Origin of the sequence: Sandarakinorhabdus sp. (assembly GCF_031422795.1) — a bacterium.
Classification (GTDB): Bacteria; Pseudomonadota; Alphaproteobacteria; order Sphingomonadales; family Sphingomonadaceae; genus Sandarakinorhabdus.
On sequence record NZ_JANPML010000240.1, the window covers coordinates 1 to 3,914 of the forward strand.

Sequence of the window (3,914 nt, forward strand, 5' to 3'; positions counted from 1 at the left end):
GGCTTCGGTGTAGCGGTCGATCAGATCGACTTCCTTGGCACCGGCAAACAACTTGGCGGTGCTGGTCACGCTGCCACCCGCCGGGACGGTGACGGCCGCGGCCAGCCAATCGGCCTGATACTGGCCGGCGGCATATTGGAAGGTGGCGTCGATCCTGGCCTTCTGGTCGGGCACGGAGGCCGCCAGCCAATATTTCTCGGTCAGGCCGAGCCAGCCACCGGTGGAAGTGAAACGCTGCGGGCCTTCTTCGCGCAGCTTCTCGAATTCAAGGTCGCTGTCCTTCAACGTGTCCTGCAGCACACCGACAGGGCCAACGTGAACATTGACTTCGGCAGCGGTGGCTTCGCCGCGGCGCGACACCAGGCCGAACGGCTGCAACGCCACCGGCACGGCGCCGGGGTTGGTGATGCTCTGTTCGACGGTGAACATGAAATCCGCGTCGACACTCACCTTCTGGCGGAAGACGAGGCCCTGCGGCGAGGTCCAGCGGAGCGTCACCGGGGTGGCGGGGGTCAGCAGGGTACGATCGGCGGTCCAGATCGCAGTGGCTGGCGGTGCAACAGCGCCGACCCAGCCGAACTGGGCAAATTGCGCGTCGGCAGTGCGGCTTGGCGAGAACAGGCGCACCGGCGGTGAGCTCTTGTCCTTGGTCTGGCGATAGCTGAGCAGCACCAGATCATCGAAGCGCGCACCGGTGAGATTGATCGAGCCTTTCAGGCGCGGCGTGTCGATGGCAAGCCGCGGGCCCGCGGCCAACGCTGCCTCACGCCCGAGCAGCGCGCCCGGACCGGCAATGGCCGGCGCCGACCCAGCCGCAGCCGGCGCGGTTGGTGCGGCCATGGTTTCGGCTGCGATCGACGGCTTGGGCGCTTCGGCGGGGAAATAGCGATCGGCCACGAAGGTCCAGCCGATCAGCACGAACGCGGAAAGCAGCACGGCCAGAACGATGTTCTTCACATCGGGCGATTGATTGTCCTGAGGAGGCAAGGCTGTCTCTTTGCTGAAAAGCGGGATTCGGATGGAATGGCGGCTGCTATAGCCGCTTAGGGCCCTAGCTCAATCTGGAACATCGTCATAGCCCGAACCCCCCCATGGGTGGCAGCGGGCAATGCGCCGCGCGGCAAGGCCAAAGCCCTTCACCGGGCCATGGCGTTCGATGGCGGTGATGGCATAGGCCGAACAACTGGGTGAAAAGCGGCAAGAGGGCGGCATGACGGCCGAGAATGTCACCTGCCACAGGCGGATCGGCCAGATCAGCAGGGATTTCATTTCCGATCCGTCTCCTTGGGCTTGAGTGGGAGATGGGCCTTGGCGAGCGCTTTTTCCAGATCAGTGCGCAATTGCGCGAAATCACGGGTGAGGCCGGCATCACGGCCGATGAGCACATGATCGGCGCCGCTGTGGCCGTGGGCCGGCAAGGTGAGCAGCACAATCTCGCGCAGGCGGCGTTTGAGCCGGTTGCGGATCACGCTGTTGCCCACCTTCTTGGTGACGGTATAGCCGGCGCGCATCGTGTCGCTGCCATCCTCGCGCTGCCGAACAAGCAGCACAAAGCCGGCGGATGGAACCCGCCGGCCCTGATTTGCAGCCAGGAAATCCCGTCGCTGCCGGATGGTCTCCGGCGCGCGCATCAGCTTCAGGCCGAAAGCTTCTTGCGGCCGCGGGCGCGGCGAGCATGAATGACCTTGCGGCCACCAACGGTCGCCATGCGGGCGCGGAAGCCGTGGCGGCGAGCACGGACGAGCTTGGACGGTTGATAAGTGCGCTTCATTGTCGACGTCCTGAAAACAGATTCGAGAGGGCCACAGTTACCTGTGTCCGGAAAGAGTGGTGCCGATAATGCCCCGGCCGCACAGAGTCAACGCACTTGTCACTGGACAAGCGACTTTCAGATGGCAATGGCGGTCATCATGGAACGCTCCCCACTCGCCCTGCCCTTCCCCGCCCTCGCGCCGATCGCTGGTGTGCGTATCGGCACGGCCAGCGTGGCCTATAAACAATGGACGCGCGATTGCGTGACGCTGGTTGCGCTGGCGCCCGGCACGGTGGTGGCCGGCGTGACAACAAGGTCGAAATGCCCGTCCCCCGAGGTCGAACTGTGCCGCGCCAAATTGCCGGGCGGCTTTGCCCGCGGGCTGATCGTCAACGCTGGCAACAGCAATGCCTTCACCGGCATGAACGGCCGCCAGGCGGCGCAGGCGCAGGCCGCGCGCGTGGCGCACGTGCTGGGCTGCAGCCCGGATGAAGTGTTCAGCGCCTCGACCGGCGTGATCGGTGTGCCGCTGCCGGTCGATCTGGCGCTGTCCGGCGTGACCCAAGCCCATGCCGGGTTGGGCCAGGCCGATTGGCTGGCCGCAACCAACGCCATCGGCACCACCGACACCTTCCCCAAGGCCGCCACCGCCAGCGCCATGATTGGCAGCACCCGCGTGACGCTGGTGGGCATCGTCAAGGGCAGCGGCATGATCGCGCCCGACATGGCGACGATGCTGGGCTTCATCTTCACCGATGCCGCCGTTACCGCAGTTCTGTGGCAGCAGATGCTGTCGGCGGCGGTCGGTGGCACGTTCAACAGCATCACGGTGGACAGTGACACCTCCACATCCGACACGGTGCTGGCCTTTGCCACCGGTGCCGCCGGCCACGCCCCGCTCACCAGCATGGATGATCCCGGCGCCGACGCGTTGGCCGCCGCGCTGGCCGACGTGTGCCGGCAGCTCGCGATCCTGGTGGTGCGCGACGGCGAAGGCGCGAGCAAACTGATCGAAGTGAATGTGGCCGGCGCAGTGGACGATGGCTCGGCCAAGCGCGTTGCGCTCTCCATCGCCAATTCGCCGCTGGTGAAAACCGCCATTGCCGGCGGCGACGCCAATTGGGGCCGGGTGGTGATGGCGGTGGGCAAGGCCGGCGAACCCGCCGAACGCGATCTTCTGAGCATCCGCTTCGGCGACACGCTGGTGGCGCAAAACGGCATGGTCGTGCCCGGCTACGACGAATCTCCGGTGGCGGCGCATCTGGCCGGCGACGAAATCCGCATCACCGCCGATTTGGGCCTTGGGGCGGGCCGGGCACGGGTGTGGACCTGCGACCTCACCCACGGCTACATCAGCATCAATGCTGACTATCGCAGCTGAACGCTGCTTGGGCCGATTATCGCAGCTGATCCCCTCTCCATAATGTCACTGGGGGTCGTGCGGATTGGCAGGCATCATCTCCGCCATGATCCCCATTCTTTATCACTATGATTTCTCGCCCTATGCCGAACTGGTGCGTACGGGCTTTGGCGCCAAGGGGCTGACCTGGGGCAGCATCCCGATCTCCAGCATCCTGCCCAAGCCCGAACAGACAGTGTTGACCGGCGGCTATGGCCGCACGCCGGTGGTGCAGGTGGGCGCCGACATTTATTGCGACACGCTGGCCATCATGCCAGCGCTGGAAACACTGGGCGGCAAGACACTCTATCCTGCGCCACTGGGACAGATGCACCGCATGGCAGCGAGCTGGGCCAACGGCCCGCAGTTCATGGCGCATGTGGCGACAGCTTTCAGCAGCATGGCCCCCGACGAAATGGACGAAAATTTCGTCAAGGATCGGCAGGCGCGATTTGGCCTGGAATTCGCCAAATTGAACGCGGCCGCACCATTCTTCAAGAGCCAGGTGCTGGCGAATGCCGATCTGCTGTCACACATGCTGGCCGATGGCAGGGCCTTCATCGGCGGCGATGCGCCGGGCGTCGGCGATCTGGCGCACTACAGCAACATGTGGCTGGTGGTGAACAACCAGAGCGCTGCAGCCTTCACGGCCGAACTGATGGCAGTGCCGCATGTGGGCGAATGGTATGCGCGGGTGGCGGGCATCGGCCATGGCGACCGGCGCGAGATGACCAGTGCCGAAGCCGTGGCGCAGGCCCGCGC

General features: G+C 65.3%; 6 protein-coding genes. 2 read left to right on the plus strand and 4 right to left on the minus strand.

From position 1 onward, the window contains the following. The 4 genes from yidC to rpmH all read right to left on the minus strand — a co-directional run. Nucleotides 1-957 (minus strand): membrane protein insertase YidC (gene yidC / locus RMO81_RS08835; RefSeq protein WP_310475464.1); only part of this gene is annotated, 957 nt, incomplete at its 3' end. 99 nt (nt 958-1,056) lie between these two features. Further along, nucleotides 1,057-1,269 (minus strand): membrane protein insertion efficiency factor YidD, encoded by a 213-nt coding sequence (yidD, locus tag RMO81_RS08840; RefSeq protein ID WP_310475465.1) that lies wholly within the window; start codon nt 1,267-1,269, stop codon nt 1,057-1,059. Further along, nucleotides 1,266-1,631: a ribonuclease P protein component gene (rnpA, locus tag RMO81_RS08845; RefSeq protein WP_310475466.1), complete on the minus strand. Its 366-nt coding sequence runs from the start codon at nt 1,629-1,631 to the stop codon at nt 1,266-1,268. The genes yidD and rnpA overlap by 4 nt, the downstream gene beginning before the upstream one ends. Before the next feature lie 5 nt (nt 1,632-1,636). Further along, the gene (gene rpmH / locus RMO81_RS08850; RefSeq protein WP_310475467.1) at nt 1,637-1,771 is read right to left on the minus strand and encodes a 50S ribosomal protein L34; all 135 of its coding nucleotides are present in this window, start codon (nt 1,769-1,771) and stop codon (nt 1,637-1,639) included. Nucleotides 1,772-1,910: 139 nt separating this feature from the next. On the opposite strand from rpmH, the gene argJ reads away from it, so the two are divergent. Further along, nucleotides 1,911-3,134: a bifunctional glutamate N-acetyltransferase/amino-acid acetyltransferase ArgJ gene (argJ, locus tag RMO81_RS08855; protein ID WP_310475468.1), complete on the plus strand. Its 1,224-nt coding sequence runs from the start codon at nt 1,911-1,913 to the stop codon at nt 3,132-3,134. Between the two features lie 85 nt (nt 3,135-3,219). After that, on the plus strand, nt 3,220-3,914 hold a 695-nt coding region (locus RMO81_RS08860; RefSeq protein ID WP_310475469.1), incomplete at its 3' end, for a glutathione S-transferase family protein.